Origin of the sequence: Microtetraspora sp. NBRC 13810, from assembly GCF_030268685.1 — a bacterium.
Lineage (GTDB): Bacteria > Actinomycetota > Actinomycetes > Streptosporangiales > Streptosporangiaceae > BSRQ01.
Genome location: NZ_BSRQ01000008.1, coordinates 230818 through 257668 on the forward strand (window position 1 = coordinate 230818; position 26851 = coordinate 257668).

The 26851-nt window shown below is 71.4% G+C and carries 28 protein-coding genes; 16 read left to right on the top strand and 12 right to left on the bottom strand.

The annotated features are described in order from the left end of the window. Positions 1–75: 75 nt before the first annotated feature. From QSK26_RS18340 to era, 7 genes are all read left to right on the top strand, one after another. A complete protein-coding gene (locus QSK26_RS18340; RefSeq protein WP_285776512.1) occupies positions 76–420 on the top strand; it encodes a histidine triad nucleotide-binding protein in 345 nt (114 codons plus the stop codon). 80 nt (positions 421–500) lie between these two features. Beyond that, a complete protein-coding gene (locus QSK26_RS18345; RefSeq protein ID WP_285776381.1) occupies positions 501–1544 on the top strand; it encodes a PhoH family protein in 1044 nt (347 codons plus the stop codon). Next, positions 1541–2020: an rRNA maturation RNase YbeY gene (gene ybeY / locus QSK26_RS18350; protein ID WP_285776382.1), complete on the top strand. Its 480-nt coding sequence runs from the start codon at positions 1541–1543 to the stop codon at positions 2018–2020. Before QSK26_RS18345 ends, ybeY begins: the two co-directional genes overlap by 4 nt. Next, complete coding sequence (locus QSK26_RS18355) at positions 2017–3321, top strand: hemolysin family protein (RefSeq protein ID WP_285776383.1); 1305 nt, start codon at positions 2017–2019, stop codon at positions 3319–3321. The genes ybeY and QSK26_RS18355 overlap by 4 nt, the downstream gene beginning before the upstream one ends. A 337-nt stretch (positions 3322–3658) precedes the next feature. Then, positions 3659–4333, top strand: a complete 675-nt coding sequence (locus QSK26_RS18360; protein WP_285776384.1) for a hypothetical protein — start codon at positions 3659–3661, stop codon at positions 4331–4333. A 10-nt stretch (positions 4334–4343) separates the two neighbouring features. Continuing rightward, complete coding sequence (locus QSK26_RS18365; protein WP_285776385.1) at positions 4344–4670, top strand: cytidine deaminase; 327 nt, start codon at positions 4344–4346, stop codon at positions 4668–4670. Next, complete coding sequence (era, locus tag QSK26_RS18370; RefSeq protein WP_285776386.1) at positions 4667–5569, top strand: GTPase Era; 903 nt, start codon at positions 4667–4669, stop codon at positions 5567–5569. Before QSK26_RS18365 ends, era begins: the two co-directional genes overlap by 4 nt. A 29-nt stretch (positions 5570–5598) precedes the next feature. Here era and QSK26_RS18375 read toward each other — a convergent pair whose 3' ends face one another. Genes QSK26_RS18375 through QSK26_RS18400 form a run of 6 tightly spaced genes read right to left on the bottom strand, consistent with a single transcriptional unit; the run spans position 5599 to position 10322 of the window. Further along, positions 5599–6501 carry an urease accessory protein UreD gene (locus QSK26_RS18375; RefSeq protein WP_285776387.1) on the bottom strand — a complete coding sequence of 301 codons (903 nt, stop codon included), beginning with the start codon at positions 6499–6501 and terminating at the stop codon, positions 5599–5601. After that, positions 6498–7193: an urease accessory protein UreG gene (ureG, locus tag QSK26_RS18380; protein ID WP_285776388.1), complete on the bottom strand. Its 696-nt coding sequence runs from the start codon at positions 7191–7193 to the stop codon at positions 6498–6500. The genes QSK26_RS18375 and ureG overlap by 4 nt, the downstream gene beginning before the upstream one ends. A gap of 34 nt (positions 7194–7227) precedes the next feature. Next, positions 7228–7986, bottom strand: a complete 759-nt coding sequence (locus QSK26_RS18385; protein WP_285776389.1) for an urease accessory protein UreF — start codon at positions 7984–7986, stop codon at positions 7228–7230. Between the two features lie 2 nt (positions 7987–7988). Continuing rightward, positions 7989–9707 carry an urease subunit alpha gene (locus QSK26_RS18390; RefSeq protein WP_285776390.1) on the bottom strand — a complete coding sequence of 573 codons (1719 nt, stop codon included), beginning with the start codon at positions 9705–9707 and terminating at the stop codon, positions 7989–7991. Then, positions 9700–10023, bottom strand: a complete 324-nt coding sequence (locus QSK26_RS18395; protein WP_285776391.1) for an urease subunit beta — start codon at positions 10021–10023, stop codon at positions 9700–9702. The genes QSK26_RS18390 and QSK26_RS18395 overlap by 8 nt, the downstream gene beginning before the upstream one ends. Next, on the bottom strand, positions 10020–10322 hold the full coding sequence (locus QSK26_RS18400; protein WP_285776392.1) for an urease subunit gamma: 303 nt from the start codon (positions 10320–10322) through the stop codon (positions 10020–10022). Before QSK26_RS18400 ends, QSK26_RS18395 begins: the two co-directional genes overlap by 4 nt. A gap of 225 nt (positions 10323–10547) precedes the next feature. On the opposite strand from QSK26_RS18400, the gene urtA reads away from it, so the two are divergent. The 7 genes from urtA (at position 10548) to QSK26_RS18435 (ending at position 17634) form a co-directional block, all read left to right on the top strand. Further along, a complete protein-coding gene (gene urtA, locus QSK26_RS18405) occupies positions 10548–11771 on the top strand; it encodes an urea ABC transporter substrate-binding protein (RefSeq protein WP_285776393.1) in 1224 nt (407 codons plus the stop codon). A 142-nt stretch (positions 11772–11913) separates the two neighbouring features. Then, a complete protein-coding gene (urtB, locus tag QSK26_RS18410) occupies positions 11914–12780 on the top strand; it encodes an urea ABC transporter permease subunit UrtB (RefSeq protein ID WP_285776394.1) in 867 nt (288 codons plus the stop codon). Then, positions 12777–13874 (top strand): urea ABC transporter permease subunit UrtC, encoded by a 1098-nt coding sequence (gene urtC / locus QSK26_RS18415; protein WP_502888719.1) that lies wholly within the window; start codon positions 12777–12779, stop codon positions 13872–13874. Before urtB ends, urtC begins: the two co-directional genes overlap by 4 nt. Next, positions 13871–14629, top strand: a complete 759-nt coding sequence (gene urtD, locus QSK26_RS18420; RefSeq protein ID WP_285776395.1) for an urea ABC transporter ATP-binding protein UrtD — start codon at positions 13871–13873, stop codon at positions 14627–14629. Before urtC ends, urtD begins: the two co-directional genes overlap by 4 nt. Continuing rightward, a complete protein-coding gene (gene urtE / locus QSK26_RS18425) occupies positions 14616–15308 on the top strand; it encodes an urea ABC transporter ATP-binding subunit UrtE (protein ID WP_285776396.1) in 693 nt (230 codons plus the stop codon). The genes urtD and urtE overlap by 14 nt, the downstream gene beginning before the upstream one ends. A 399-nt stretch (positions 15309–15707) precedes the next feature. After that, positions 15708–16604: a transporter substrate-binding domain-containing protein gene (locus QSK26_RS18430; protein ID WP_285776397.1), complete on the top strand. Its 897-nt coding sequence runs from the start codon at positions 15708–15710 to the stop codon at positions 16602–16604. After that, complete coding sequence (locus tag QSK26_RS18435) at positions 16594–17634, top strand: hypothetical protein (protein WP_285776398.1); 1041 nt, start codon at positions 16594–16596, stop codon at positions 17632–17634. Before QSK26_RS18430 ends, QSK26_RS18435 begins: the two co-directional genes overlap by 11 nt. A 30-nt stretch (positions 17635–17664) precedes the next feature. On the opposite strand, the gene QSK26_RS18440 is transcribed toward QSK26_RS18435, so the two are convergent. Further along, entirely contained in the window at positions 17665–17910 is a 246-nt protein-coding gene (locus QSK26_RS18440) for a DUF2630 family protein (protein ID WP_285776399.1), read from the bottom strand. 339 nt (positions 17911–18249) lie between these two features. Between QSK26_RS18440 and leuA the strand changes: the two genes are divergently transcribed. After that, positions 18250–19935, top strand: coding sequence for a 2-isopropylmalate synthase (leuA, locus tag QSK26_RS18445; RefSeq protein ID WP_285776514.1), 1686 nt, complete (start codon positions 18250–18252; stop codon positions 19933–19935). A gap of 155 nt (positions 19936–20090) precedes the next feature. Here the strand turns inward: leuA and QSK26_RS18450 are convergent, their stop codons facing one another. Further along, on the bottom strand, positions 20091–20786 hold the full coding sequence (locus QSK26_RS18450) for a TetR/AcrR family transcriptional regulator (RefSeq protein WP_285776400.1): 696 nt from the start codon (positions 20784–20786) through the stop codon (positions 20091–20093). 338 nt (positions 20787–21124) lie between these two features. Then, a complete protein-coding gene (locus QSK26_RS18455; RefSeq protein ID WP_285776401.1) occupies positions 21125–22471 on the bottom strand; it encodes a Glu/Leu/Phe/Val family dehydrogenase in 1347 nt (448 codons plus the stop codon). A 183-nt stretch (positions 22472–22654) separates the two neighbouring features. Between QSK26_RS18455 and QSK26_RS18460 the strand changes: the two genes are divergently transcribed. Then, positions 22655–24268: an alkaline phosphatase D family protein gene (locus QSK26_RS18460; RefSeq protein ID WP_285776402.1), complete on the top strand. Its 1614-nt coding sequence runs from the start codon at positions 22655–22657 to the stop codon at positions 24266–24268. On the opposite strand, the gene rocD is transcribed toward QSK26_RS18460, so the two are convergent. The 3 genes from rocD to QSK26_RS18475 form a co-directional block, all read right to left on the bottom strand. Beyond that, complete coding sequence (rocD, locus tag QSK26_RS18465) at positions 24243–25460, bottom strand: ornithine--oxo-acid transaminase (RefSeq protein ID WP_285776403.1); 1218 nt, start codon at positions 25458–25460, stop codon at positions 24243–24245. The genes QSK26_RS18460 and rocD overlap by 26 nt on opposite strands. Then, positions 25457–26257 carry a dimethylargininase gene (gene ddaH / locus QSK26_RS18470; RefSeq protein WP_285776404.1) on the bottom strand — a complete coding sequence of 267 codons (801 nt, stop codon included), beginning with the start codon at positions 26255–26257 and terminating at the stop codon, positions 25457–25459. The genes rocD and ddaH overlap by 4 nt, the downstream gene beginning before the upstream one ends. A 124-nt stretch (positions 26258–26381) precedes the next feature. Continuing rightward, a complete protein-coding gene (locus tag QSK26_RS18475) occupies positions 26382–26831 on the bottom strand; it encodes an Lrp/AsnC family transcriptional regulator (RefSeq protein WP_285776405.1) in 450 nt (149 codons plus the stop codon). Positions 26832–26851: the final 20 nt, after the last annotated feature.

A 26851-nucleotide genomic window follows, 5' to 3' on the forward strand; every position in this document is an offset into this window, starting at 1 on the left:
CCGGGAGGATCTTTCGGTGCAGCCCGCGACGCATTACCGATTGGCAACAGCGCTTACCGATATGGTGGAACCGTGGTGACAGACTGCCTGTTCTGCAAGATCGCGGCCAAGGAGATCCCCGCCGATCTCGTCTACGAGACCGAGCGCACCCTGGCCTTCCGCGACATCAACCCGCAGGCGCCGACGCACGTGCTGGTGGTCTCCAAGGCCCACCACGCCGACGCCGCGGCCCTGGCCGAGGCCGACGACGGCCTGGCGGACGAGCTGATCAAGGCGGCGCACGCGATCGCCGTGCAGGAGGGCGTCGCCGCCGACGGTTACCGCCTGGTCTTCAACACCGGCCCCGGCGCCGGGCAGACGGTCTTCCACGTGCACGGACACCTGCTGGGTGGCCGCGACCTCCGCTGGCCGCCGGGCTGAGCGCGCACGGGGCCGACACGGCTACCATGACGTAAGAGAAGCGTGCCGAACCGGGAGGCGATCAGGCCGCAAGCCTGCCCATGTCCGAAGCAAACGATTCCAGATCCAAGGGCCCGGTCCAGACGCAGGCCAAGGTGGTCATACCCGAGGACCACTCCATGGTCGGCCTTCTGGGCTCGCGCGACGAGCACCTCCGCGTCATAGAGGGAGCCTTCCGCGCCGACATCCACGTCCGCGGCAACGAGATCACCATCACCGGAAGCCCCGAGGAGAGCGGCGACGTCGTGCGCCTCTTCGAGGAGCTGATCGAGCTGCTGCGCGCAGGCACCCCGCTCACGGTCGACTCGGTGGAGCGGAGCATCGCGATGCTCCGCATGAGCACCGACCGTCCGGCCGAGGTGCTGTCCCTGGACATCCTGTCCTCCCGCGGCAGGACGATCCGCCCCAAGACCGTCAACCAGAAGCGTTACGTCGACGCGATCGACAAGCACACGATCGTGTTCGGCATCGGGCCCGCGGGCACCGGCAAGACCTACCTGGCGATGGCCAAGGCGGTGAAGGCGCTCCAGAACAAGGACGTCAACCGCATCATCCTGACCCGGCCGGCGGTCGAGGCGGGCGAGCGGCTGGGCTTCCTGCCCGGCACGCTCTACGAGAAGATCGACCCTTACCTGCGCCCGCTCTACGACGCGCTGCACGACATGGTCGACCCCGACTCGATCCCGCGGCTCATGGCGGCCGGCACGATCGAGGTCGCCCCGCTGGCCTACATGCGCGGGCGCACGCTCAACGACGCCTTCATCATCCTGGACGAGGCCCAGAACACCTCGCCCGAGCAGATGAAGATGTTCCTCACCCGCCTGGGCTTCGGCTCGAAGATCGTCGTGACCGGTGACGTCACCCAGATCGACCTGCCGGGCGGCACGCAGAGCGGCCTGAAGGTCGTCCAGGACATCCTCGAGGGCATCCCGGACATCCACTTCAGCAGGCTCAGCAGCGCCGACGTGGTGCGGCACCGCCTGGTGAGCGACATCGTGGACGCCTACCACAGGTACGACTCGGCGCTCCAGGACGGCGATCCGCGGGCGATCAAGAACGGCAAGCGTCCCCGGGGGCAGGGATGAGCATCGAGATAGCCAACGAGTCCGGCGTCGACGTCGACGAGGACGCGCTGGTCGCGCTGGCCGGCCACGTGCTGGCGAAGATGGGCATCCATCCGCTGGCCGAGCTGTCGATCCTGGTCGTCGACGAGGCCGCGATGACGGTGCTGCACGAGCAGTGGATGGGCGAGCCGGGGCCGACCGACGTGCTCGCCTTCCCGATGGACGAGCTGCGCCCGGGCTCCGGCGGCGGGCGGCAGGACGGCGACGGCCCGGCCGACCCCGCCCTGCTCGGCGACGTCGTGCTCTGCCCGCAGGTCGCCGCCAAGCAGGCCGCCGAGGCCGGGCACCCCACCCGGGACGAGCTGGACATGCTGTGCACCCACGGCATCCTGCACCTGCTCGGCTATGACCACGCCGAGCCCGAGGAGCACGCCGAGATGTTCGGCCTCCAGGGCGAGCTGCTCGAGTCGTGGCGGGAGGTGCGGCCGGAACCGTGAGTTCCGCGTTCGGATGGTTGCTTCCGGCCGTCGTCCTCGTCGTGATCGGCGGCCTGATCGCCAGTGCGGAGACGGCTCTGGCGCGCATCTCCAGGGTGCGCGCCGAGGAGTTCGTCCGTGAGGGCCGGCGCGGCGCGCAGCGTCTGCAGGCCATCGTGGCGGACCCGCCGCGCTACCTCAACCTGGTGCTCCTGCTCCGGGTGAGCTGCGAGCTGGTCTCCACCGTCATCGCCACGCTGCTCTTCATCGACTGGCTGGGCGACAAGGGGTGGGCCTACACCGCGGCCGCCGCCACCATGATCCTGGTCTGCTACGTGATCGTCGGTGTCTCGCCGCGCACGCTCGGCCGTCAGCACGCCGAGCCGATCGCGCTGGCGAGCGCCCCCGTCGTGTACGGCCTGACCCGCATCTTCGGCCCGCTGCCCAGGCTCCTCATCCTGCTGGGGAACGCGCTGACCCCCGGCAAGGGCTTCAAGGAGGGCCCCTTCACCTCCGAGGCCGAGCTGCGCGACCTGGTCGACCTGGCCGAGGAGCGCAGGGTCATCGAACCTGACGAGCGGGAGATGATCCACTCGGTCTTCGAGCTGGGCGACACCCTGGTGCGCGAGGTGATGGTGCCGCGCACCGACATGGTGTTCATCGAGCGCGGCAAGACGCTCGGCCAGGTGCTCTCGCTCGCGCTGCGCAGCGGCTTCTCCCGCGTCCCGGTGGTGGGGGAGAACGAGGACGACGTGATCGGCATCGCCTACCTCAAGGACATCGTCCGCCGGATCCACGAGACGGGCGAGGACCGCAGGGAGGAGCGGGTGGAGTCGATCATGCGCCCGGCCACCTACGTGCCGGAGAGCAAGCCCATCGACCAGCTCATGCGCGAGATGCAGGCGCGGCAGATCCACCTGGCGATCGTGATCGACGAGTACGGCGGCACCGCGGGCCTGGTGACCATCGAGGACGTGCTGGAGGAGATCGTCGGGGAGATCGCCGACGAGTACGACCAGGAGGCGCCGCGGGTCGAGTGGCTGTCCGACGGCTCGGTGCGGGTGACCGCCCGGCTGACGGTGAGCGAGCTGGGCGACCTGTTCGGCATCGAGATCGACGTGGACGACGTGGAGACCGTGGGCGGGCTGCTCGCGCACGCCCTGGGCCGGGTGCCCATCGCCGGGTCCCAGGCCGTGGTCGAGGGGCTCAACCTCACGGCGGAGAGCCTCGCCGGACGGCGCAACCGGATCAGCACGGTCGTCGTCCGCCGGGCGAGTCCCGCGGCCGGTGACGTGGTCTCCGCCGCGGCCCGGCACGACTGAGACGGGCGCCCGGAGACGACGTCCATTGGATCGCAAGCCGCCTGTAAGTGGATTGCAAGTACGGCCGGACACTATGAATGTGCGACGCCCGCTGCTCCGGGGGTCGCGGGACGACTCGGAAGCCGGGGGGGAATCTGGCCAGGAGGGTCCCGGAGGGGGTAGGGCGGCGCCCGGTCGAACTGGTCCGGCCGCGGCGCAGCTCGACATAAGGGTGCTCTCGTCCGTGTAATGCGGGTGAGAGCACCCTTAAGTGTTTATTGGTGACTGCTCGGGATTGCCGCTTTTGCGGGTGGGGAACAACGCCGCACAAGGTACCTCGGGGGGCAAGGTGTGTGGTGTGCGCAGGGCGGGACTCCCGCCTCGGATCTCGGGGGCCGTCGTGTCCGGAGCCGTGCTGTGCGGGACGCTGTCCGGTTGCGGCACCGGTGAGGCGATCTACACGGACGTCTCGCTGCCGGCCGAGAGGGCGAAGATCCTCGCGCTTCTCGGCGACCTCCCCGGCCTGCCCGACGGCTTCTCCGTACGGCCGCGCGACGGCTGGCAGCCGCCCTTCCGGTCCGCCGACGAGAACTGCCGGCTCGCGCTGGACGCCGCGGCCGGCCGTCCCCCGGCGCAGGACATGCGCACGCACGCCGAGGTGTCCTTCCACGGCGCCGGGCTGGGCGAGGTCGCCGGCGCCGGGGTGACCAGCTACGGCGGCGGCGCGGGCGCGTCGTTCGACCGGCTCGGCGACGCGCTGGAGGACTGCGCCCAGGTGGCCGGCTGGAATGCGGGCAAGGGGACCAGGTTCGCCTCCGAGGAGCTGCCGATCGCCGGCGTCGGCGACGACACCGTGGCCAGGCGGCTCACCGGACGGCTCAACGGCTTCCCCTATGAGATGCATCTCGTCTTCGTACGGGCCGGCGAGACGCTGATCTCGGTGGTGCACGCGGGCGTGAACCCGCCCGACCCGGTGCGCACCGAGCAACTGGCCGGGGCGGTGACGGCGAAGATGACCGGCCAGGCTGAGTAACCTAGTCATCGTGACTGAGGCGACGCTCGACCCAGAGGACAACAAGCTCGTGACGCTGGCCCGCGCCGCCCGTGCCCGGTCGGGCACGGCCGAGGGCGCCGCCGTCCGCGACGAGACCGGCCGTACCTACTCCGCCACGAACGTGGCGCTGCCCTCGCTGACGCTGTCGGCGCTCCAGGTCGCGGTGGCGATGGCGGTGTCGAGCGGCGCGACGTCGCTGGAGGCGGCCGCGCTGGTGACCGCGGGCGAGGGGCCCAGCGACGCCGACCGTGCCGTGGTCGCCGACCTCGGCACGAAGACCGTGCACACCGCCGGTCCCGACGGCAAGCTCCGATGAGCGAGGAGTTCCGCGCCGGGTTCGCCTGCTTCGTCGGCCGGCCCAACGTCGGCAAGTCCACCCTGATGAACGCGCTGGTCGGCACCAAGGTCGCGATCACCTCGTCCAAGCCGCAGACCACCCGGCGGGTCATCCGCGGCGTCGTGCACCGCCCCGACGCCCAGCTGATCATCGTCGACACCCCGGGCCTGCACCGGCCGCGTACCCTGCTGGGCGAGCGGCTGGACAGCCTGGTGCTGTCCACGCTCACCGAGGTGGACGCGATCGGCTTCTGCGTCCCGGCCAACGAGCCGATCGGCAAGGGCGACCGTTTCATCGCCGACAAGCTCGCCGCGGTGAAGAAGACCCCGGTGATCGCCGTGGTCACCAAATGTGACCTGGTCTCCCGGGAGAAGATCGGCGAGCAGTTGCTCGCGGTGTCGCAGCTCGCGGAGTTCGACGAGATCGTCCCGGTGTCGGCCCGGTCCGGCGAGCAGCTCGACGTGCTGGGCGACCTGCTGATCGCCCGGCTGCCCGAGTCCCCGCCGCTCTACGCGGGCGGCGAGCTGACCGACGAGCCCGAGCAGGTCCTGGTGGCCGAGCTGATCCGGGAGGCGATCCTCGAAGGCGTCCGCGACGAGCTGCCGCACTCCATCGCCGTCGTGGTCGAGGAGATGCAGCCCCGCGAGGGCCGCGACGACCTGCTCGACGTCTACGCCCACATGTTCGTCGAGCGCCCGTCCCAGAAGGCCATCGTGATCGGCCACAAGGGCGAGCGCCTCAAGGAGGTCGGCACCCGGGCCCGCGCCCAGATCGAGGGCCTCCTCGGCACCCGCGTCTTCCTCGACCTGCGCATCAAGGTCGCCAAGGACTGGCAGCGCGACCCGAAGCAGCTCCGCCGCCTGGGCTTCTACGACTGACCCTCCCGATCTGGCGCGGCGCCGGGCCCCTACGGGCCGTCCGGGGCGGGCAGGGCGAGGCGTTCGCGTAGTCGTACGGCGTCGGGGGCGAGGGCGGAGACGAGGGTGCCCGGACCGGCGAGGGGGAGTACGGCGCGGCCCTCGCCGACCTCCGCCGCAAGCGGGCGCGGCTCGTCACCGGCGAACAGGACGCTGCCCACGCAACGGGCGTCGCCGTAGACGGCCGGACTCCCGTCCACCGCCGGGTCGCCCACGACGAACTCCTGGCGGAGCAGCGGGCGGCCGTCGTGGACGGCGTCGAAGCGGGAGTGGCAGCGTCCCGGCGCCTCGCCGTACCTGCCGAAGACGATCTCCTCCCGCCACACCGCCGAGGCGCCGGCCGCCAGCGTGAGCCGTACCACCATGCGGTGCCGGCAGCCGGCGGCCAGCACGGTCGGCTCGGGGGTGAAGACGAGGCGCCCGCCCGCCTCGACGTGCGCCTCGACGACCATGACCGACTCGCCCCGGCCGGGCAGGACCAGCGTGCTCGCCACCGACGCCACCTCCAGCCGGGCGCCCGGCCCGACCCGCACGTCCAGCCGGAGCCGGTCGCCGCCCAGCGGGCCCGCCGCCGTGGCGACCAGGTGCACCCGTTCCGGCCCGGTCTGACGCAGGGTCAGGGGCGGGGCCGAGCGCAGGGTGGACAGCACGACGCGCCCCCGCCCTCCCATCTCGGCGGCGATGGCCGCGTGCGCCGTCATCGCCCGCCTGCCCCCGGGCCCCCGCGCGACCGCCCCCCGGCGGGCATCCGAGGGCTGCGGAGCCGTCGCCAGGTGGACGGCGGCGCTGTGCGGGAGCGCCGTCCGGTGGGTGTCCGGGGGCGTCGTCGCCGGTCCGGGGGTGGCCGGGGGGTGGGCGGCTCGCGGGGTGGCGGGCGGTGGGGGTGTGGTCATGGGTGCAGGGTGGCGTGCGGGGTTTCCGGGGTGGCGTGCACGTGCCGCCAGTCGTGGACCATGCCGGTGACCCAGTCGGCGACCGTGTGCGCGCCCCGGTCCTCCCTGATGGAGGTGAACAGGACCGGCTTGCCGTCGCGGACCGCCGCCGCGTCGCGGGACATCACCGTCAGGTCCGCGCCGACCATCGGGGCGAGGTCGGTCTTGTTGACCACCAGCAGATCGGCCGAGGTCACCCCCGGACCGCCCTTGCGCGGCACCTTGTCCCCGCCCGACACGTCCAGCACGAAGATCTGCTTGTCCGCCAGGCCGCGGCTGAAGGTCGCCGTGAGGTTGTCGCCCCCGCTCTCCACGATCACCAGGTCCAGCGGCCCGAACCGCTCCTCCAGGGTCTCCACGGCGTCGATGTTGGCCGCGATGTCGTCGCGGATCGCGGTGTGCGGGCAGCAGCCCGTCTCCACGGCGACGATGCGCGCGGGATCGAGCACCCCCGCCCTGCGCAGGAAGTCGGCGTCCTCGGTGGTGTAGATGTCGTTGGTCACGACGCCGAGGCGCATCGACGGCCCGAGGGTACGGCACAGCGCCGCTACCAGGGCGGTCTTGCCGCTGCCCACGGGGCCGCCGATGCCGAGCCGCAGGGCCCGGCCGTGGCCGTCGGGGGCGTGGTGGTGATCGGCGTGGTCGGTGCCCATGTCGCTGCCGTCCTTTCCGGTGGGGTACGAGGTGTCAGGAGACGAAGAGCCTCGTCGTGGCGCGCACGTGCTGTTCGGCGAGCAGGTCCAGGGCCGGCGCGGCGTGCGCGGGCAACGCGGCCCACACGTCCGGCGCCTCGGACGGGGAGCCCTCCGGCGGGGTGGGGTCGGGGTGGGGAGAGGCCGCCGCCGTGCCGGCGATGGCGTCGAGCGTGTCGGACAGGGTGGCGAGCAGGCGGTGGACGGCCACCGGGTCCAGGCCGAGGAGCCGTACCGCGGCGGTGGCCGGGCCGGTGACCGAGTGGTAGGCGGCGGCCAGGGCGGCGTCGCGCGGCGGGCATCCGGCCACCGCGGCCACCGCGCCGAGGGCGACGGGGTGGTGCGGGCTGGGCACGGCCAGGGCGAGGCCGTCCAGCACCGGTGAGGGCCAGATCCGCCGCGCCACCCGCAGCAGCAGTCGGCCCTGGGTCCGCGCCGCCGCGCGCTGGGCCGGCGACGCCGTACGCGCGTCCGCCTCGGCGTCCAGCGCCGTCCAGCCCGCCTCACCCCCGCCGGACGCCGGTCCACCCGCCGGGGTCGCGTCGGGCAGGAGGGTGGTGGCGAGGGCGCAGGAGGCGGCGGCGAGGGAGGCGGCGACGCGGCCGGTGGTGGTGAGGCGGCCGTGCAGGAAGGCGGCGAGGTCGTGCTCGTCGCGCACGGCGCCGGTCGCGACGGCGCGCTCGGCGCCGCCGGAGTGGGCGTGCCCCCCGGCCGGGAGCCGGGAGTCGGCGAGAAGGAGCAGCGACGCGTTCATGGTCAGAACAGGAAGTAGCGCTGGGCCATGGGCAGCGACTCGGCGGGTTCCGGCTCGATCAGTTCCCCGTCGACACGCACCTCGAAGGTGTCCGGCGCCACCTCGATCCGGGGCAGGGCGTCGTTCAGCGGCATGGACTCCTTGCCCCGGCGGCGCACGTCCAGGACGGGCACCAGCCGGCGGCGTACGGCGAGCCGGTCGGCGAGGCCGTCCTCCACCGCGACCGGCGCGACGAAGTGCACCGACGTGGCCGCGGCGGTGACCGGCGAGGCGCCGAACATGGGACGGGGCAGCACCGGCTGCGGGGTCGGGATGGAGGCGTTCGCGTCACCCATCTGGGCGTAGGCGATCACCCCGCCCTTCACCACGAGGTGCGGCTTCACCCCGAAGAACGCGGGCTCCCAGAGCACCAGGTCGGCCAGCTTGCCGGTCTCGACCGAGCCCACCTCGCCGTCGAGCCCGTGCGCCACCGCCGGGCAGATCGTATATTTCGCGACATAGCGGCGGGCGCGGAGGTTGTCGGCCGGGCCGTCGCCGGGCAGCGCGCCCCTGCGGCGCTTCATCACGTGCGCCGTCTGCCAGGTGCGGATGATCGTCTCGCCCACCCGGCCCATCGCCTGCGAGTCGGAGCCGATCATCGAGATCGCGCCCAGGTCGTGCAGCACGTCCTCGGCCGCCATCGTCGAGGGCCTGATCCGGGACTCGGCGAACGCGAGGTCCTCCGGGATCGACGGGCTGAGATGGTGGCAGACCATCAGCATGTCGAGGTGCTCGTCCAGGGTGTTGACCGTGTGCGGCCGGGTCGGGTTGGTGGAGGAGGGCAGCACGTTCGCGTGCGAGGCGACCCGGATGATGTCCGGCGCGTGGCCGCCGCCCGCGCCCTCGGTGTGGTAGGCGTGGATCATCCGCTCGCCGATCGCGGCGAGCGTGGACTCCACGAAACCCGCCTCGTTCAGCGTGTCGGTGTGGATCGCGACCTGCACGCCGGTGGCGTCGGCCACGGTCAGGCAGGCGTCGATCGCCGACGGCGTGGTGCCCCAGTCCTCGTGCAGCTTGAAGCCGGACGCCCCGGCGCGGAGCTGCTCCATCAGTCCCTCGCCGCTGACCGTGTTGCCCTTGCCGAGCAGCGCCACGTTGACCGGCCAGGCGTCCAGCGACTCCAGCATGCGGGCGAGGTACCAGGTGCCGGTCACCGTGGTCGCCTTGGTGCCTTCGGCCGGGCCGGTGCCGCCGCCGATGATCGTGGTGACGCCGGCGGCCAGCGCCTCGTCCAGGATCTGCGGGGCGATCAGGTGCACGTGCGAGTCGATCGCGCCGGCGGTGAGGATCTTGCCGTTCCCGGCGAGGATCTCGGTGGACGGGCCGATCACCAGGTCCGGGTGGACGCCGTCCATCGTGTCCGGGTTGCCGGCCTTGCCGATCGCGGAGATCCGGCCGTCCCGCACCCCGACGTCGGCCTTGACCACGCCCCAGTGGTCCAGGATGACCGCGCCGGTGATGACCAGGTCGGGCGCCCCCTCGGCGCGGGTCGCGCGGGCCTGGCCCATCGACTCCCTGATCACCTTGCCGCCGCCGAAGACGGCCTCGTCGCCCGCCCCGGCCGGGCCCATGGCGAGGTCCTCGGTGACCTCGACGAACAGGTCGGTGTCCGCCAGCCGGATCCGGTCGCCGGTGGTGGGGCCGTAGAGCGCGGCGTAGCGGGATCTGCTGATCTCAGGCATCGGAGTCTCCGTCCAGGGGGCCGGCCCACTCGGGGCGCAGCCCGGGGACGACGCGGCGCCCGGCGATCGGCACCAGCGTGACGTCACGCTCGACGCCGGGCTCGAACCGGATCGCGGTGCCCGCGGGCACGTCGAGCCGCAGCCCCCAGGCGGCCTGCCGGTCGAAGGCCAGCCCCGGGTTGGCGGCGGCGAAATGGTAGTGCGAGCCGACCTGGATCGGCCGGTCGGCGGTGTTGGTCACCCGTACGGTCACCCGCTCCCGGCCCGGGTTGATCCGGATGTCTCCCTCGCCGTGCACGATCTCCCCGGGGATCATGCGATCGGCCTGTGCACGGTGACCAGCTTGGTGCCGTCCGGGAAGGTGGCCTCGATCTGCACGGACTCCAGCATCTCCGGCACGCCGTCCATCACCTCGTCCCTGGTGAGCACCTTGCGCCCGGCATCCATCAGTTCGGCGACGGTGCGCCCGTCCCTGGCGCCCTCCATGAGGAAGGACGCGATGATCGCGGTGGCCTCGGGATGGTTGAGCCGGAGTCCCCGGGCCTGGCGGTCGCGGGCGACGCCGGCGGCGACGTGGATGAGCAGGCGTTCCTGCTCGTGTGGGGTGAGCCGCATGGCCGGACCCTAAGAACCGGCTGTTTCCCGGACGTTGCCACGCCATGTCGAAAGTGTTTCCGGGTTGGGAAGGCCGTTCGGACACCTGTCAGGCCAGGTTGTGTGGCAAGGGTGAGAATTCGGCAAAAGCCAATTAACGGCTGCGACTCCGTCGGGAAACCTCACGACGTCACCTTTGCGGCAGACAGCTCGTGCGGGGGCCGAAACTGCAAGGAGGCACGTTAGTTGCGCAATTCAGCCTGGCGATTAACTCTACCCGTAGTCGCGCTCGCCGTCGCCCTCGGAGCCTGCGGCGCGGACTCCTCCTCGCAGGGGGACGCCGCCGGCGCGGACGGCATCAAGGTCGGCGTCCTGCACTCCCTCAGCGGCACGATGGCCATCAGCGAGGTCACCGTGCGGGACGCGGAACTGCTCGCCATCGAGGAGATCAACGCCGCCGGCGGGGTTCTCGGCAAGCAACTGGTGCCGGTGGTCGAGGACGGCGCCTCCGACTGGCCCACCTTCGCCGAGAAGGCCACCAAGCTCATCGCCCAGGACAAGGTCGCCACCGTCTTCGGCGGCTGGACGTCGGCCAGCCGCAAGGCGATGCTCCCCGTCTTCGAACGCCGCAAGGCGCTCCTGTGGTACCCGGTGCAGTACGAGGGCCTGGAGAGCTCGCCGTACATCTTCTACACCGGCGCCACCACCAACCAGCAGATCGTGCCCGGCCTGGACTACCTGAAGGAGCAGGGCAAGAAGCGGATCTTCCTGGTCGGCAGCGACTACGTCTTCCCGCGCACCGCGAACAAGGTGATCAAGGCGTACGCGGCGGCCAACGGGATGGAGATCCTGGGGGAGGAGTACACCCCGCTCGGCCACACCGAGTACAGCACCCTGGTGAACAAGGTCGTCCAGGCGAAGCCGGACGCGGTGTTCAACACCCTCAACGGTGACAGCAACGTCGCCTTCTTCAAGCAGCTCAAGAGCGCCGGCGTCACCGCGGAGAGCATGCCCACCATGTCGGTCAGCGTGGCCGAGGAGGAGGTCAAGGGCATCGGCGTGGACAACATCGCCGGCCATCTCGTCGCGTGGAACTACTACCAGACCACCGACACGCCGGCGAACAGCAAGTTCGTGTCCGCGTTCAAGGCGAAGTACGGCGCCGACAAGGTGACCTCCGACCCGATGGAGGCCGGGTACAACGCGGTCTACCTGTGGGCGGAGGCGGTCAAGAAGGCGGGCACCACCGAGGTCGAGGCGGTCAGGAAGGCGGCCGGCGGCGTCGCCCTGGAACGCCCGGAGGGCCTCGTCACCATCGACGGCGAGAACCAGCACATGTACAAGACGGCCCGCATCGGCGTCGTCCAGCCGGACGGGCTGATCAAGGAGGTCTGGAACTCCGGCGAGCCGATCAAACCCGATCCCTACCTCAAGGGCTACCCGTGGGCCGCGAGCCTGGCGGCCGGGTGACGCGGTAGTCCCACCCCCCGACCGGTTCCGGGGCCGGGCCGCGACCGATCACGGACAGCACCGTGACGCGACCCACACGCGGCGCGCGGCCCGCCCCGGGACCAGACGGACGCCACCACGGAAGCGAACAGGAAGGACGCCGGTGGAGGCCATTGTCAACCAACTTCCGATCGGGCTGTCGATAGGCGCCGTGCTGCTGCTCATCGCCCTCGGCCTGACGTTCACGTTCGGCCAGATGGGCGTGATCAACATGGCGCACGGTGAGTTCATCATGGCCGGCGCGTACACGGCCTACCTGCTCCAGGGCTGGGCGGGCGGGCAGGCGGTGCTGGTGGCGCTGCCGGTCGCCTTCGCCGTCGCCGGCCTGATGGGGCTGATCCTGGAGCGGACCGCGATCCGGCACTTCTACGGCAGGCCGCTGGACACGCTGCTGCTCACCTGGGGCGTCAGCCTGGTGCTCCAGCAGCTCGCCCGCGACCTGTTCGGGGCGCCCAACGTGCAGGTGCAGGCCCCCGGCTGGCTCCAGGGCGGGATCGGCATCATGCCCTACAACCGGATGTTCATCCTGGCCCTCGCGATCGGCAGCGTGGTCGCGATCTGGGCGTACATGAACCGCAGCGGACAGGGGCGGCGGATGCAGGCGGTGATGCAGAACCGCAGGCTGGCCGCGACCAGCGGCATCGACACCGGCCGGGTGGACATGCGCACGTTCTTCATCGGCTCCGGGCTCGCCGGCGTCGCGGGCGTGGCGCTGACCCTGATCGGCCCGGTGGGCCCGGCGCTCGGCACCTACTACATCGTGGACGCGTTCCTGGTGGTCGTGGCCGGCGGCCTCGGCCAGCTGCGCGGCGCGGTGATCGCGGCGGCGGCCCTCGGCCTGCTCAACTCCTACGCGGAGTTCTGGAGTGACGCCAGCCTGGCGAAGGTCATCGTCTTCGGGGTGATCGTCGCCTTCCTGCAGTTCCGCCCGCAGGGCCTGTTCGTGGTCCGGTCGAGGGCGCTGACATGAGCGGAACCGACATGAGCGTCGTCACCGAGGTCCCGGACCCGGTACGGATGCCGCCGGAGCGGCCGTCCTGGCGGACCCGGCTGCGCGGCCCGGCGGTCTTCGCCGCGGTCGCCGTGCTCGCCCTCGTGGTCGCCCCGCTGCTGCTGGAGCCGTTCCGGCTGGGCCTCCTCGCCAAGTACCTCGTCTACGCGATCGTCGCGCTCGGCATCGCCCTCGCCTGGGGACAGGGCGGCATGCTCGTCCTCGGCCAGGGCGTGTTCTTCGGGCTCGGCGGCTACGCGATGGGCATGTACCTCAAACTCACCGAGGCCCAGGGCGGCCTGCCCGACTTCATGGTGTGGAGCGGGGTGGAGACGCTCCCCGCCCTGTGGACGCCCTTCGCCAACCCGTTCTTCGCGCTCGCGATGGTGGTGGTCGGACCGGTCGCGCTCGCGCTGGTGCTGGGCACGCTGGTGTTCCGGCAGCGGGTGCGCGGGGCGTACTTCGCGATCCTCACCCAGGCGCTGGCCGCGGCCTTCGTGATCCTGCTGATCGGCCAGCAGGGCCTGACCGGCGGCACCAACGGGCTCACCAACTTCTTCGAGCTCTTCGGTCAGGACCTCGCCCTGGACTCCACCCAGCGCGGCCTCTACCTGGCGGTCGTGGTCGTGCTCGGCCTGCTCTACCTGGGCACGCGGCAACTGGTGAACTCCCGCTTCGGGCGGCTGCTGGTCGCGGTGCGGGACGGCGAGGACCGGGTGCGCTTCCTCGGCTACGACCCGGCCACCGTCAAGACGGTCACCTTCGCGATCTCGGCGGGCATGGCCGGCCTGGCCGGGGCGTTCTTCGTGCCCGTGGTCGGCATCATCTCCCCGGCCCTGCTGGGCGTCGTGCCCTCGCTCGAACTCGTCGTCGCGGTCGCGGTGGGCGGCAGGTACGCCCTCGCCGGCGCGGTGCTGGGCGCGGTCGTCATGGGATACGCCAAGACGATCTTCAGTGAGCAGTTCGCCGGCGGCTGGCTCTACCTCCAGGGCGCGCTGTTCATCCTCGTCATGACCCTGGCTCCGAAGGGTCTCCTGGGCCTGCTGCGCAGGCGGAAGGAGGTGGCCCGGTGAGCGCCCTGCTGAGCGTGCGCGGGTTGTCCGTGGTCTTCGACGGCTTCACGGCGATCGACGGCGTGGACCTCACCGTCGAGCAGGGGGAGCTGCGCTTCCTCATCGGCCCCAACGGGGCGGGCAAGACCACCCTCATCGACGTCATCACCGGGCTGACCCGGCCGGCCGCCGGGACGGTGAGGTTCGGTGAGCAGGATCTCGTGGGGCGCAGGGAGCACGAGATCGTCCGGCTCGGCGTCGGCCGTACCTTCCAGACGTCGGTCGTCTTCGGGGAGCTGACCGTCGCGGAGAACCTCGACCTGGCCGCCTCCTTCCGCCGCCCGCTGTGGTCGTTGGCGCGGCGCAGGCGCGGGATCTCCGAGGCGGTCGCGGAGGCGCTCGCCACCACCGGCCTGGCGGAGCTGGCCGAGCGCCCGGCCCGGGTGCTCTCGCACGGCCAGCGGCAGTGGCTGGAGATCGGCATGCTGCTCGCCCAGCGGCCCCGGCTGCTGCTGCTCGACGAGCCGGTGGCGGGCATGTCGCTGGAGGAGCGCTCCCGCACCGGGGAACTGCTCACCGAGATCGCCAGGGACCACACGGTGATCGTGGTCGAGCACGACATGGACTTCCTGCGCCGGTACGCCTCCCAGGTGACCGTCCTGCACGAGGGACGGGTGCTGACCGAGGGCTCGGTGGCGGAGATCCGCGCGGACCCCCGGGTGCAGGAGGTCTATCTGGGCAGGGCTCGACGGGAGGCCAAGGATGTTGTCGGTTGAGGGCTTGGAGGCGGGGTACGGCGGCGCCCGTGTCCTGTTCGGCGTGTCGCTGGAGGTGGCGGCGGGACAGCTCGTCTGCGTGATGGGCCGCAACGGCGTCGGGAAGACCACCCTGCTGGACACCGTCATGGGCGTGCTGCCGGCCACCGGCGGCTCGGTGACCTTCGACGGCAGGGACGTCACCCGGCTGAAGCCGCACGAGCGGGTGCGGCTCGGCATGGCCTACGTCCCGCAGGGGCACGACACCTTTCCCCAGCTCAGCGTGCTGGGCAACCTCCAGGTCACGCTGGAGGCGTCCCCGCACCGCGACCCGGCGGCGCTGGAGGCCGCGCTGGACGCCTTCCCGAAGCTGAAGCCGCTGCTCAAGCGCCGGGCCGGCTTCCTGTCCGGCGGTCAGCAGCAGCAGCTCGCCATCGCCCGCGCCCTGGTCACCCGGCCCCGGCTGCTGATCCTGGACGAGCCGACCGAGGGCATCCAGCCGTCCATCATCCTGGAGATCGAGGAGGCGATCGAACGGTTGCACGCCTCGGGGCTCGCGGTGCTGCTCGTGGAGCAGTACCTCGACCTGGCGCTGCGCCTGGCCGACCGGTTCCTCATCCTGGACGCGGGACGGGTCGTCCGCTCCGGGGAGGCGGCCGAGCTGAACGCGCCGGAGGTACACCGGCTGCTCGCGGTCTGAGCCGCCCGGCTCCCGGCACGACCGCGGTCCGAGCCGCCCGGCTCTCGGCATGACGCGGTCCGAGCCGCCCGGCTCTCGGCATAATCCGAGGGCCGGGAACCCCCGGCATGGGTGAGAATGGCATCAGCGGGATCGGGGGATTGTAAGGATTTCTCCGGAATTACCATAACCTCCGGGGACTTCTGAGTATTGAGGGCTGATGCCATTGTGAAAAAGTTTCAATTGGGGAAAATAGCCAACAATTCTCCAACTCCGCCCCCGGAGCCCCCGGAGTCCCCGCCCCCTCCTCCTCCACCTCCGCCGCCGCTTTTCCTCCGGCCCTGGCATGCGCCGGACCGCGGCCGGCGCGGCGACTGGATCAGGCTGTACGGCTGGGTCCTCGCGATCGTCGTCGTGCTGATGACCGGCGGCTGGATCGTGTTCGCCACCGGCCCGCCCACCGAGGCCGAGCTCCGCGAGCAGGCGCGGCTGATCGGCAAGGACCGGCTGCGCGTCGGCGTGAAGGACGACACGCCGGGGATCGCCAGGCGCGACCCGGCCACCGGCGCGTACACCGGGTTCGACATCGAGATCGCCAAGCTCGTCGCCGCCGAGCTGGGTTTCCGGGAGAACCAGATCGAGTTCCTGCCCATCGAGACCGAGGACAGGGCGCGCATGCAGGCGATGGGCGCCGACAACACGTTCGTGCACGTCGATCTGGTCATCGCCACGTTCAGCATCACCCCGCGGCGGCTGGACGACCCGGCGGTCGGGTTCTCCCGGCCCTACCTCAACACCGAGCAGTCGGTGGTGACCCTGGCCGACCACCGGACGGTCTCCTCGCTGAGCCAGCTCAGGGGCGAGCGGGTCTGCACGCTCGGCACCTCGACCTCCGAGAGCGAGGCGGCGAAGGCGGGCGCGGTGGTCACCGGGGTCAACCGGATCAGCGAGTGCTTCACCGGACTGGACGAGGACGACTACGACGCGGTCTCGACCGACTCCGCGATCATGGCCGGGTTCGTCGCCGCCTCCGGCGGCAGGTTCCGGCACCACGACATCGGCCTGGAGACGACCGAGATGTGGGCGGTCAACGCGGGCACGAACAAGGCGCTGCAGACGCTGGTGGACCTCGCGCTCTACCGCTCCTACGCCGACCCGGAGGACCGCCGCTGGGAGGACGCCTACCGGGACAACATCCTGCCGTTGCTCAAGACCAACCCGGGAGTGAACGTGGCCCAGAGCGATCAGCCCTGTGTTCCCGCGCCGGAGGTGCGCACCTGGCCGTGGGAGCGTGGTCTGGCCGCCGATGGCTGCTGAGGTGGGGGAGCGGGCGGCGGAGGTGGACGAGAAGGCGGTGGCGATCCAGGTCGAGCCGTCCCGGCGGAACCAGGAGTGGATCCTCACCCTGCTGCCGGCCTTCCCGCTCGGCCTGCTCATCCTGCGCCTGTGGTACGCGAGCCGCCAGGACACCCAGACCCTGCTGCTGCTCGCCCAGCACGTCAGCCCGCTGGGCATGCTCAGCGTGGTCCTGCTGACCACGATGTGGGCGCTGCCCGCCGTCGTGCTGGTCGGCCGGCTGCTCGGCCCGCTCTACCGGCTCAGCACCCTGCGGCACTCCTGGCTGGTCAGGTCGGCCGACCGGGTGCCCGACTGGGTGGTGGCGATCGCCGTGGTCCTCGGGACGCTCGGCTGGCAGCTCCGGTTCCTGCCCACCCTGGTCATGCTCACCCTGGCCGTCGTCGGGCTGACCGTCCGGGAGCGGCAGCCCGACCGCGCGGCCCTGATCAGGTTCTTCTGCCTGGTGCTGCCGGTGGCGGTCGCCGTGCTCGCCTACGTGGTCGTGTGGCCCGCGATCCGGCAGGCCGCGGCGACGGGGGACACGGCGACGCTGGTGCTCTTCGCGGCCCCGCCGGGTCTGGCGCCGTTCCTGACCGGGCCGGTGCCGCCGGTGTTCGCCCGGCCGATCACCGAGGGCCTGGCCTGGCTGCTTCTCGCGCTGCTGCCGCTGGTCGCCGGGGTCGTCGTGCTGCGCGCCCCGATCCTGCCGATGATCGCGGTGGAGGTGGCCGCCGAGCCCGGCGGCGACCGGCCCGCGGAGGTGGTGGTGGGCAACCTGATCACCGGGGACGAGCAGATGGCCACGATGCTGGACCGGGCGGGCGCGGTCCGGTTCATCAGGAACGACCAGATGATCTCCCGGGTCCTCTGCCCGGATCCCGGCGCGGTGCCCCGCTCCGGCGTCCACCTGCACCACTGGTACGTCGAGTGGAGCATGCTCTCCTGGCTGGCCCCGCATCCGCTGCCGCCGCAGGAGGATCCGCGCTGCGCGGGCAGGCCCGCCGGCTGACCCGCCGGCTGACCGGAACCCCCGCCCGGCTCACTGCTGGTAGGTCTCCACCTCGTCGGCCGGGCGGGCCGCGGCCTCGTCCGGGTTCTCCCCGTACTCCCTGCGGGCCCGCCGCCGGCGCAGCAGGTCCCAGCACCGGTCCAGGGCCCGCTCCAGGGTGGCGATCCGCTCGTTCTCCACGTCGGAGGACAGCTCGCCCGCGGCCAGCCGCCGGCGCAGGGTGTGCTCCTCGTCGATCAGCTCCCCGATCCGGGACAGGATCTCGTCGTCCTTCATGTCATCCCCCTCTGTGATATTCCTTCGCACTCTAACGTGACATGGCAGATATGGCCGTTATGACCGTTCAGGGGCGCGAGACACGTGGGCGGAGCCGCCATGAGGGCGCGCCCGCACGGCGGACGGTTCCGTCTCGTGATGCGAGAACCCGGCGACGCAGACGTATACCCGTCTGCTACGTTGAGGAGCATGCTGCGCGGTCTGCTTCTTAGGTGCCGCGGCGGGGGCCTGTAAGGCCGGCTCCCTCGCCGCGGAGCGAGCCATGCGCGTCGGCCCTTCCCGAAAGACCGACGAGGAGCCAATCCCGTGAGCACGTACCCTCAGCAACGGCCCAGCGCGATGCCCTTCGGCCGTTACCAGCCGTTCGAGCCGGTCAAGCTGACCGACCGCAGCTGGCCGGACAAGGTGATCGCCGAGGCGCCCCGGTGGTGCGCGGTGGACCTGCGCGACGGCAACCAGGCGCTGATCGACCCGATGGACCCGCACCGCAAGCTGAAGATGTTCGAGCTGCTGGTGAACATGGGCTACAAGGAGATCGAGGTGGGCTTCCCGGCCGCCTCGCAGACCGACTTCGACTTCATCCGCCAGATCATCGAGGAGGACCGCGTCCCCGACGACGTGGTGATCCAGGTCCTGACCCAGGCCAGGCCCGAGCTGATCGAGCGCACCTTCGAGTCGGTGCGCGGGGCCAGGCAGGCGATCGTCCACCTCTACAACTCCACCTCCACGTTGCAGCGCCGGGTGGTCTTCGGCCAGGACCGCGAGGGCATCACCGCGATCGCCGTCGAAGGCGCCAAGCTGTGCAAGAAGCTCGCCGACGACATGGACGACACGACGATCTTCTTCCAGTACTCGCCGGAGTCCTTCACCGGTACCGAGCTGGACTACGCGGTGGAGGTGTGCAACGCGGTCAACGACGTGTGGCAGCCCACTCCGGACCACAAGGTGATCATCAACCTGCCGGCCACCGTCGAGATGGCCACGCCGAACGTCTACGCCGACCAGATCGAGTGGATGCACCGCAACCTGGCCTACCGCGACTCGATCGTGCTGTCGCTGCACCCGCACAACGACCGCGGCACCGCCGTGGCCGCCGCCGAGCTGGGCTACATGGCGGGCGCCGACCGCATCGAGGGCTGCCTGTTCGGCAACGGCGAGCGCACCGGCAACGTGTGCCTGGTGACGCTGGGACTCAACCTGTTCTCCCAGGGCATCGACCCGCAGATCGACTTCTCCGACATCGACGAGATCCGCCGCGTCGTCGAATACTGCAACCAGCTCCCGGTCCACCCCCGCCACCCCTACGGCGGCGAGCTCGTCTACACCGCCTTCTCCGGCTCCCATCAGGACGCCATCAAGAAGGGCTTCGAGTGGCTGGAGCGCGACGCGGAGCAGGCGGGCGTGCCGGTGGACGGGTTCCACTGGGGGGTGCCCTACCTGCCGATCGACCCCAAGGACGTCGGCCGCACCTACGAGGCCGTGATCCGGGTGAACAGCCAGTCGGGCAAGGGCGGCGTGGCGTACATCATGAAGGCCGACCACAACCTCGACCTGCCGCGCCGGTTGCAGATCGAGTTCTCCCGGGTGGTGCAGGCCCGCACCGACGCCCAGGGCGGCGAGATCTCCCCGGCCAAGATGTGGGACATCTTCACCGACGAGTACCTGCCGAACCCGAGCCACCGGTGGGGCCGCCTCGGCCTGCTGGCCCACCGCAACGCCAGCACCGTCGACGACAAGCACAAGATCGACGCCGACCTCCGGGTGGACGGCGAGATCCGTGAGGTCGAGGGCATCGGCAGCGGCCCGATCTCGGCCTTCTGCGACGCGCTGAGCCGCGTCGGCGTCGGCGTGCGGGTCCTGGACTACTCCGAGCACGCGCTGAGCTCGGGCACCGACGCCAAGGCCGCGTCCTACGTCGAGTGCGAGGTGAACGGGCAGGTCCTGTGGGGTGCCGGCATCGACGCCAACACCACCACCGCCGCGCTCAAGGCCCTCGTCTCCGCGGTCAACCGCGCCTCCCGCTGACGTCACACCCGCGGGCCGCCCACGCGGGCGGCCCGCTGCGTCGTGGAAGGGCATGACGTTCCGGGTCGAGACCCGCTGCACCGGCCGGGGCCGTACCGTCTCCGTCAGGGCTCCGCCGGAGAGCCGGGTGTCCGACCGGCGGCCACCGGTGAGGCTCAGGGCAGTCCGAGGACGCGGCCCAGGGCGGTCATGTTGTGGTCGAAGAGCGTGGCCGGGTCGAGGATCGCGTTGTTGAACTGGCCGAAGAGCTCGAAGTTGACCATGCCGAAGAGCCCGGTCCACGCCATCACGGCGCGGGCGATCACGTCGTCCGGCACGCCGGGGATGACCGCGCGCAGCCGCACGGCGTCCTCGGCGAAGGACGCGGGCGGCGGCGGGAACACGGCGGGCGGGTCCAGCACGCCGGCCTCGTGCGCCTCGGCGATGATCCGGCCGTAGACCAGGGTGTCGCGCATCGCCGGGCCGATCGTGTCCTGCGGGGCCTGGTAGCCCGGCACCGGCGAGCCGTAGAGCAGTGCGTACTCGTGCGGATGGGCGAGCGCCCACTCCCGCACGGCCCGGCAGACCGCGCGCCATCTGCCGGCGTGGTCGGCGCGCGGGCACCCCGCGTCGGCCTGCTCCACGGCCTCGCCGAGGGCGTTGTACCCATCGATGATCAAGGCGGTGAGCAGGTCATCACGACTGGGGAAATATCGGTAGATGGCGGAGGACACCATCCCCATCTCCCTGGCCACCGCCCGGAGCGACAGGCCGGGGGCGCCGTCGGTGGCGAGGTGCCGGCGGGCGATGTCGGTGATCTCGCGGGTCAGCTCCGCGCGGACTCGTTCTCGTGCCGTACGGCTGGCGTTCATGACGCAACTCTATCAGAGCACCGCAAAAAATAGAGAGCAGTGCTCTTGACGGTGTCGCGTCCTTGGGAGAGCATTGCTCTCGTAAGGGAACGCCAGTCACGGAGGGCATCATGGGGAAGCACGTCGTCGTCGGAGCCGGTCAGGTCGGATCCGAGATGGTGCGGCAGCTGGCCGGGCTCGGTCACGAGGTCGTGGCGGTCAGCCGCTCGGGTTCGGGGAGCGGGCCGCCGCCTGAGCGGCCCGCTCCCGCCCGCGCGGTTCGCGGGCTCAGAGATCCCGCGCGGTTCGCGGGCTCAGGGTCGAGAAGCGCGGTCCGGTCCCGCGTGCGGTCCGCGGGCTCAGGGGTACAGGCCGCGCACCTGGTGTGCCTGGGCGACGCGCTCGACGCCGATCGCGTGCGCGGCCTCGCGCAGGGTGCGGCCGTGCCCGGCGGCGTGCGCGCGCACCTCGCCGAACGCCTGCTCCATCAGCTCCCTGAGCTTCAGCTCCACCTCCAGCTCGCCCCACGCGTAGGCCTGCATGTTCTGCACCCACTCCAGGTAGGACACGATGACCCCGCCCGCGTTGGCCAGGATGTCCGGCACGACCGTGACGCCCGCGTCGGCGAGCACCTCGTCGGCCTCCGGCGTCACCGGGCCGTTGGCGCCCTCCACGACCAGCCGGGCCCGGACCCGGGGCGCGTTGCCCGCCGTGATCACGCCTTCCAGCGCGGCCGGGACGAGCAGGTCCACGTCGAGCTCGAGCAGCTCGCCGTGGCCGAGCGGATCCGCGTCGCGGAAGCCGTACACGCCGCCGGTCTCGGCGACGTGCGCGCGCAGGGCGGCGACGTCCAGGCCCGAGGCGCGGGTGACGGCGCCGGTGGCGTCGGAGATCGCGACCACCCGGCAGCCCGACTCGGCGAGGTACAGCGCGGTCAGCGCGCCCACCTTGCCGAACCCCTGGACCGCCACGGTCACGCCCTCGGGATCGCGGCCGAGCGCGGTCAGCGCGGCGATCTGCACGCCGCGCGCGGTGGCCCCGGCCCGGCCGAGCGACCCGCCGAGCGTCGTCGGCTTGCCGGTGACCACGCCGGGCACCGAATAGCCGGTGTTCACCGAGTAGGTGTCCATGATCCAGGCCATCGTCTGCTCGTCGGTGCCCACGTCGGGCGCCGGGATGTCCTTCTCAGGACCGATGATCGGCAGGATCTCGTTGACGTAGCGGCGGGTGACGCGTTCCAGCTCGCGGCTGGTCATCGCGCCCGGGTCGACGGCCACGCCGCCCTTGGCGCCGCCGTACGGGATGCCGACCAGTGCGCACTTCCAGGTCATCAGCATCGCGAGGGCGGTGACCTCGTGCAGGTCGGTACCGGGATGAAAGCGGATGCCGCCCTTGGCCGGGCCGCGGGAGACGTTGTGCTGGACGCGGTATCCGTGCACGACCTCCATCCGCCCGTCCTCGCGGCGCACCGGCACCGAGACGGTCAGCGAACGGCGGGGTGTGGCGAGCATCGCGCGCAGCCCGTCGTCGAGGCGGAGATGGTCGGCGGCTCGGTCGAGCTGGTAGAGCGCGGCGTCCAGGGCTCTGCGGCCGGGACTCGGGGGGAAGGGCTCGGATCGGGGCGGGGGAGCCGGCTCGGCCGGACGGGACGGTGACGGTGGTGCGGATGTGGTCGCCGGCGTCTTTGACGGCACCATGACGGTCATGGAGACCTCCGTGTGGGCGGGGCGCCATTGCCCCGCTGCAAGGATGCGGTCGGCTGCGAAGCTTCGTCGCTCCGCGGCTCTGGATCTATTGTCGTGGATCAGGCACCGTGATCGTGGTCATGCGACCGTGTCGACATGGCAGGCTTTGCTCCTGGAATGTGCCGTTGTGTCATAGCTGGGGGAATGGTGTCGCATCTTGTGGTCGGGCCGATGCTCCGCTACGCCGACGCGGAGAGCGCCAGCGTCTGGATGGAGACCGACGAGCCCGGCACCGTCGCCGTCGAGGCCGGTGGCCTGCGGGTGGACGCCGGCACGTTCACCGTGCACGGCCACCACTACGCGATCGTGGACCTGGAGGGAGCGCCCGCCGGCGCGGCCTACACGGTGGAGCTGAACGGCGAGCGGGTCTGGCCGCCGGCCGGCGCCCCGCCGAGCCGGCTGCGGCTGCTCCCGGCGGACGGCCCGCCCCGGCTGCTGTTCGGCTCCTGCCGCACCAGCGTGCCCCAGGACGCCGTGCACACGCTCAGCCACGGCGTGGACGTGCTCAGGGAGTACGGCAGGCGGCTGCGCGACGTGCCCGACGACGAATGGCCCGACCTGCTGCTGCTCCTCGGCGACCAGGTCTACGCCGACGAGCCGTCCAAGGAGATGCTCGACTTCATCAGGGACCGCCGCGGCGGCGAGGAACCGGCCAGGGAGATCGCCGACTTCGAGGAGTACGCCGAGCTCTACCGCCAGGCGTGGACCGAGCCGGAGATCCGCTGGCTGCTGTCCACAATGCCCAGCGCCATGATCTTCGACGACCACGACCTGCGGGACGACTGGAACACCTCGGCCGCCTGGCGCGAGGCGATGGCGAAGGTGCCCTGGTGGCCGCGCCGGGTGATGGCCGGCCTCGGCGCCTATTACATCTACCAGCACCTGGGCAACCTCTCGCCGGCCGAGCGGGCGGAGGACCCGCTGCTGGCGAGGCTGCGCGACGGCGGGGGCGACGGGGCCGGGCACCTCGACGCGTTCGCCGCGCGCGCCGACGAGGACCCCTCCTCCAGCAGGTGGAGCTACGCCCGCGACTTCGGCTCCACCCGCCTGATCATGCTCGACACCCGGTCGTCGAGGCAGGTCACGCCGGGCGACCGGCGCATGCTGGACCCGGCCGAGTGGGAGTGGCTCACCGAACGGCTCAGCACCGAGGCCGAGCACCTGGTGATCGGCTCCTCCATCCCGGTGCTGCTGCCCAGCGGGATCCACCACGTGGAGAGCTGGAACGAGGCGGTGTGCGACGGCGCCTGGGGGAAACGCGCGGCACGCTGGTCGGAGAAGGTGCGCCAGGCGATCGACCTGGAGCACTGGGCGGCGTTCCGCCGGTCCTTCGAGGACCTGTCCCGGATGCTGGCCGCCGTCCCCGGCACCGTCATCCTGCTGTCCGGCGACGTGCACTACTCCTACGTCGCCAAGGCCAGGCACCTGCCGATCTACCAGGTGGTCTGCTCGCCGATCCGCAACCCGCTCAGCCGGGTGCTCCGGCTGGCCAACGTGGTCGCCTCCTTCGGCCTGGCCGGACTGGTCGGCGGCACGCTCGCCCGCCTGGCGCGGCTGCCCGGCCCGCCGTTCCGCTGGCGCATCGTCGCCGGCCCGTGGTTCCCCAACGCCATCGCGACCCTGGTCTTCGAGGACGTGCCGGTCGTCCGCTGGCACGGCCTGTCCCCCGACCCGGACCAGACGGTACGGCTCGCGCCCGTCCGCCGGGCGCGAGCCCTCCGCCGGGTGCGCGCTAAGACTCGCCGCGCAGCTCACTGAGGACGTCGGCGAGCCGCTCGACGGCCCACAGCAGGTCCTCCTCGGAGATCACGATGGGCGGTGCGAGGCGGATGGTGGAGCCGTGGGTGTCCTTGGCCAGGACGCCGTGGCGCATCAGCGCCTCGCACACCTCCCGGCCGGTGGCCAGGGCCGGGTCGATGTCGATGCCCGCCCACAGGCCGCGCCCGCGCACCTCGACCACGCCGTGGCCGACCAGGGCGCCGAGCCGGTCGTGCAGGAGCTTGCCGAGCTGCCTGGCCCGGGCCTGGTACTCGCCGGTGTTCAGCAGCCCGACCACGGCGATGCCGACCGCGCAGGCCAGCGGGTTGCCGCCGAAGGTGGAACCGTGCTGGCCCGGCCTGATCACACCGAGCACGTCGGCGTCGGCGGCCACCGCGGACACCGGCACGACCCCGCCGCCGAGCGCCTTGCCCAGCAGGTACATGTCCGGCACCACGCCCTCGTGGTCGCAGGCGAACGTGTCGCCGGTACGGCCGAGCCCGGACTGGATCTCGTCGGCGACGAAGAGCACGTTGTTCGCCGAGCAGATCTCCCTGACCTCGCGCAGGTAACCGGCCGGCGGCAGCACCACGCCCGCCTCGCCCTGGATGGGCTCGATGAGCACGGCGACCGTGGTCTCGTCGATCGCCGCCCTGATCGCGTCGGCGGAGCCGTACTCCACCACCCGGAAGCCGGGGGTGTAGGGGCCGAAGCCGGCGCGCGCGTCCGGGTCGGTGGAGAAGCTGACGATCGTGGTGGTGCGGCCGTGGAAGTTGCCCTCGGCCACGACGATCGTCGCCATCCCGTCGGGGACGCCCTTGACCTCGTAGCCCCACTTGCGGGCCACCTTGACGGCGGTCTCCACCGCCTCGGCGCCGGTGTTCATGGGCAGGATCATGTCCTTGCCCGTGAGGTCGCCGAGCCCGGCGCAGAAGTCCGCGAACTGGTCGTGGAAGAACGCCCGGCTGGTCAGGGTGAGCCGGTCGAGCTGCCGCCGGGCCGCCTCGATGATCGTCGGGTTGCCGTGGCCGAAGTTCAGCGACGAGTAGCCGGCCAGGCAGTCGAGGTACCGCCTGCCCTCCACGTCGGTGAGCCAGGCGCCCTCGGCATGCTGGACGACCACCGGCAGCGGGTGGTAGTTGTGCGCGCTCCTGCGCTCGCTCAGCTCGATGAGCTCCGCGGATCTGCTCATGACCGGATCTCCAGGGTGCAGCACTTGGGGCCGCCGCCGGCCTTGCGCAGTTCCGACATGTCCACCGGGATCACCTCGTAGCCCCGGCGCTTGAGCTCCAGTTGCAACTCGGCCGCCTCGCTGTTGACGACGACGTTCCTGCCGTCGCTGACGGCGTTCAGGCCCAGCACGGCGGCGTCGGCCGCGGAGGCGAGGACGGCCTCGGGGAACAGCCGGCGCAGCACCTGCTCGCTGCCCGGGGAGAACGCGCCCGGGTAGTAGGCCGCGTTGCGCCCGTCGTCCAGCGGGAACAGCGCCGTGTCCAGGTGGTAGAAGCGCGGGTCCACGAGCTGGAGCGTGACGACCGGACGGCCGAAGAACTCCTGAGCCTCCTTGTGCGCCGCCACGTCGGTGCGGAAGCCGGTGCCGGCCAGGATGACGTCCGCCATCACCAGGAAGTCGCCCTCGCCCTCGTTGGTGAAGGACGCCTCCTTCGTCTCGTACCCGTGGCCGGCGAACCAGCGCAGGTAGGCGCCCGCCTCGGGGGCGCGCTCGGGGTAGGTGAACCGGGCGCCGTAGACCCTGCCGTCCACGACCAGGGCGCCGTTCGCGGCGAAGACCATGTCGGGCAGGCCCTCGACCGGGTCGATGAGGCTGACCGAGTGCCCGAGCTCCTCGTAGACCGCCTTCAGCCCTTCCCACTGCCGGACCGCGATGTCGCGGTCGGCGCCTGTGCCCGGATCCATCCAGGGGTTGATGGCGTAGTCCACCGAAAAGTGGTCGGGTCGACACATCAAGTAGTGCCGGGTCGGCGTCATGTACCACTCCGTCGCATATGAAGATCGCCGGGCCTGTTCCCGGGAGACGGATTCAGCGTAAGAAACGGTGTTTGCGCAGGCCAAGTGGCGCGGATTGCGCGTATGCGGAGATTCGTTGCGTTGTTCAGGCCACCGGCGGCGATCCGTTGACGAGCCGGGAGAGCACCACCGCGCTCTTCGTCCGGACCACGAACGGCTCGGCGGCCAGCCGCTCGATGACCTGCTCCACGTGGTGCATGTCCTTGGCCCTGATGTGCAGCAGTGCGTCCGCCTCACCGGTCACCGTGCAGGCCGAGATCACCTCGGGATGCCGGGTGACGGCCACCCCGATCTCGGCGGGCGAGGTCTTCCCCTGGCAGAACAGCTCGACGTACGCCTCGGTGGTCCAGCCGAGCGCACGGGGATCCACCCGGGCCGAGAACCCGGTGATGGCCCCCGAGCCGAGGAGCCGGTCCACCCGGCGTTTGACGGCCGAAGCCGAAAGGCCCACCTGCTGCCCGATCTCGGCGTAGGTGGCGCGGGCGTCCTCGATGAGGGCCCCGATGATGACACGGTCCAGCCGATCCAACTCCACCTTGCCTGTATTAGCCGAAA

Excerpts from the sequence above, each read along its gene's own strand:
- QSK26_RS18345 (WP_285776381.1), top strand. The coding sequence starts at position 501 with ATGTCCGAAGCAAACGATTCCAGATCCAAGGGCCCGGTCCAGACGCAG.
- ybeY (WP_285776382.1), top strand. The coding sequence starts at position 1,541 with ATGAGCATCGAGATAGCCAACGAGTCCGGCGTCGACGTCGACGAGGAC.
- era (WP_285776386.1), top strand. The coding sequence starts at position 4,667 with ATGAGCGAGGAGTTCCGCGCCGGGTTCGCCTGCTTCGTCGGCCGGCCC.
- QSK26_RS18375 (WP_285776387.1), bottom strand. The coding sequence starts at position 6,501 with ATGACCACACCCCCACCGCCCGCCACCCCGCGAGCCGCCCACCCCCCG.
- ureG (WP_285776388.1), bottom strand. The coding sequence starts at position 7,193 with ATGGGCACCGACCACGCCGATCACCACCACGCCCCCGACGGCCACGGC.
- QSK26_RS18385 (WP_285776389.1), bottom strand. The coding sequence starts at position 7,986 with ATGAACGCGTCGCTGCTCCTTCTCGCCGACTCCCGGCTCCCGGCCGGG.
- QSK26_RS18390 (WP_285776390.1), bottom strand. The coding sequence starts at position 9,707 with ATGCCTGAGATCAGCAGATCCCGCTACGCCGCGCTCTACGGCCCCACC.
- QSK26_RS18395 (WP_285776391.1), bottom strand. The coding sequence starts at position 10,023 with ATGATCCCCGGGGAGATCGTGCACGGCGAGGGAGACATCCGGATCAAC.
- QSK26_RS18400 (WP_285776392.1), bottom strand. The coding sequence starts at position 10,322 with ATGCGGCTCACCCCACACGAGCAGGAACGCCTGCTCATCCACGTCGCC.
- urtC (WP_502888719.1), top strand. The coding sequence starts at position 12,777 with ATGAGCGGAACCGACATGAGCGTCGTCACCGAGGTCCCGGACCCGGTA.
- urtE (WP_285776396.1), top strand. The coding sequence starts at position 14,616 with ATGTTGTCGGTTGAGGGCTTGGAGGCGGGGTACGGCGGCGCCCGTGTC.
- QSK26_RS18430 (WP_285776397.1), top strand. The coding sequence starts at position 15,708 with ATGACCGGCGGCTGGATCGTGTTCGCCACCGGCCCGCCCACCGAGGCC.
- QSK26_RS18435 (WP_285776398.1), top strand. The coding sequence starts at position 16,594 with ATGGCTGCTGAGGTGGGGGAGCGGGCGGCGGAGGTGGACGAGAAGGCG.
- QSK26_RS18440 (WP_285776399.1), bottom strand. The coding sequence starts at position 17,910 with ATGAAGGACGACGAGATCCTGTCCCGGATCGGGGAGCTGATCGACGAG.
- leuA (WP_285776514.1), top strand. The coding sequence starts at position 18,250 with ATGCCCTTCGGCCGTTACCAGCCGTTCGAGCCGGTCAAGCTGACCGAC.
- QSK26_RS18450 (WP_285776400.1), bottom strand. The coding sequence starts at position 20,786 with ATGAACGCCAGCCGTACGGCACGAGAACGAGTCCGCGCGGAGCTGACC.
- QSK26_RS18455 (WP_285776401.1), bottom strand. The coding sequence starts at position 22,471 with ATGACCGTCATGGTGCCGTCAAAGACGCCGGCGACCACATCCGCACCA.
- QSK26_RS18460 (WP_285776402.1), top strand. The coding sequence starts at position 22,655 with ATGGTGTCGCATCTTGTGGTCGGGCCGATGCTCCGCTACGCCGACGCG.
- rocD (WP_285776403.1), bottom strand. The coding sequence starts at position 25,460 with ATGAGCAGATCCGCGGAGCTCATCGAGCTGAGCGAGCGCAGGAGCGCG.
- ddaH (WP_285776404.1), bottom strand. The coding sequence starts at position 26,257 with ATGACGCCGACCCGGCACTACTTGATGTGTCGACCCGACCACTTTTCG.